The sequence below is a fragment of the Caldimonas sp. genome (genome assembly GCF_046289365.1).
Taxonomy (GTDB): Bacteria; Pseudomonadota; Gammaproteobacteria; order Burkholderiales; family Burkholderiaceae_C; genus Caldimonas.
Genome location: NZ_JBKBVU010000324.1, coordinates 1 through 2,250 on the forward strand (window position 1 = coordinate 1; position 2,250 = coordinate 2,250).

General features: G+C 67.8%; 1 protein-coding gene. It reads right to left on the reverse strand.

Annotated elements, in window-relative coordinates; translation table 11 throughout:
* Positions 1 to 94: 94 nt before the first annotated feature.
* Positions 95 to 2,083 carry a tail fiber domain-containing protein gene (locus ACK42S_RS17620; protein ID WP_409710681.1) on the reverse strand — a complete coding sequence of 663 codons (1,989 nt, stop codon included), beginning with the start codon at positions 2,081 to 2,083 and terminating at the stop codon, positions 95 to 97.
* Positions 2,084 to 2,250 lie beyond the last annotated feature (167 nt).

Here is a 2,250-nt window from a genome sequence, read left to right on the forward strand (position 1 = left end):
GTCGTCCGCCGGCGTCCAGAACAGATGAATGGCCGTGGCCAGGCGTTCGGCGATGATGCCGGGCGCGATTTCACGCTGGCGGGCATTGAGGGGCTCAGGCATGGACGGACTCCAGTGTGGCGAGACGGGCATCGAGAAGCTGGAGCCACGCGATCATCGGCGCTACCAGTTGGTCATAGTCGAGGGTGGGCGGCTGGCCGTCGTGCTGAATGACAGGCTCAGGCAGAACGGGCGCTACGTCTTCGGCAATCAGGCCAAGGCGGGTGCGGCCGTCATCGCAGATGTCGCTGCGGTAGCGGTAGCGCACCGGCCGCAGGGCCCGTAAGACCTCCAGCCCAGGCGCCAGTGCCTCGATGTCACACTTGGTGCGCCGGGATGAGAACACCTGGAACCCGCCGGCCGCCTGCACCTCGCGGTTGAAGTAGAAACGCGCGGCCGGGCTGTTGAAATCTCCCGTGACGATGTCGATCGCATGGAATCCCGCGTGGGTCCAGAGACCGGCCTTGGCATCGAGCAATCCCTGGAGACCGGAGACCTCGGCGATCGTGTGACCGTGGGCGATCGGCGGGAAGGCACCGGGCACGCCGGTGATCTGGCCCCAGCCGATCGACAGGGCGCCCTGGTGCTGGGTAACGCCGCCCTGCGGGATCCGGGCTGGATTCAGCAGCCCGCTCGTGATGTCAGCCGCATCGTGTGCATGGCCCACATCAGCCTTCGAAGTGGGGTTGAATGTCCTGGCATCCCAGACCTGCGCGCCGTCGAAATAGAGGTTGTCAGAAGCCACCACGAAAGCACGCGCGTCGTAATTTACCACCAGCTTCGCGTAAGCATTCGGCGCAGGCAGCCCCCCCGGCGCCAGCAAATACAAGCTGTAGGCTCCGGTGCCCTCCATCACGTGATACATGCGCGGCATGCCGTCCTCAAACGCGAATGAGATCATCACCTGCTGAGTGCCGACGTCGCCCCGCGCTACCATAAGGCCGGGAAGGAAAAGCGTCCCCGTGACCACACCCCCCGACAGGCTGAGCTTCCCGTCCAGCGCGCTTTGCAGACCGGAGACATCGGCGATCGTGTGACCGTGGGCGATCGGCGGGAAGGCACCTGGCACGCCGGTGATCTGGCCCCAGCCGATCGACAGGGCGCCCTGGTGCTGGGTAACGCCGCCCTGCGGGATCCGGGCCGGATCGAACTGCCCGCTCGTTATGTCGGCCGCGGCATGGGTGTGGCTGGCCGGCGGGAAGGCGGCCGGCTTGTCGCTCACCTCCCCCCAGCTCGGCCACCGCAGGGCCGTGGCTGGCACGCCGCTGAGATCGCTCCAGGGGTGGCCGTGGGCGATCGGGGGGAAGGCGGCGGGGCGGTTGGTGAGGTTGTCCCAGTCGCGGTACCAGCTGCCGTGCTGGCCGTCGAGCAGGTCGGCATCGAGGCCGCCCCCATGCCCATCGTCGCGGAGGGCAGCGCTACCCAGTCCGAGCAGGCTGCGGTGGTCGGCGGCCAGCCCGGCTGCCAGCAGGGTGCGGGAGAAGGACGTGGGCGCGCCAGCGCCGAGCCGCGCATCAAGCGCCGCTTTCGTGCCGGCGGGGGTGACGGCCCGCACGGCATCGCTGCCAGTCACCGTCTCGGCCGCGGTGGCCAGCTCGACCACGCCCTGCACTTCGGTAGTGGCCGGTGGATTGATGAAGCCGGCGTCTCCGAACGCAATGCTGGTGGCAGGCACCTCCACGAAGCGCACATCGACGGCCAGCAGCAGCATGGCCTGGCTGCTCTTTTCGAGGATGACGCCGCTCTGCCCGTAGAGCGCGAACAGGGTGCCGTCCTGCAGGTACAGGCTGAATCCGCGCAAGGTGTAGGTGTCGGGGCCGTCATCACGCAGGGTGACGTGGATGGTGTCGTCGGCCACCACCGCGCCGGCGAAAGTGGGAAGCCGCTTGATCTCACCCGGCAGTGCCGTGTGCGTGGCCGCGGGGGTGAAAGCCTGCTCTGTTACGCCGATCGCCGTGATCTGCACGGGGAGGGTGCCGGTGTTCGCGGCGTTCACCAGTGCCGCGCGGCCGGCTTGGGTTACGGTGATCTGAAGTCCGCTCATCAGGGAATCCCGGGGTCGATGGCCATCAAGGGCAGGCGGCGGTAGATCGCAGGACGGGCTGCGGCGGCGATGCCGATGGCGCCCAGCGCCTGCACGCCCTGAGTGAAGGTGAAGTGGCTGCGCACCGGCTTGGTTCTCGATACTTCGGCGATCACGTCGTCCACGTA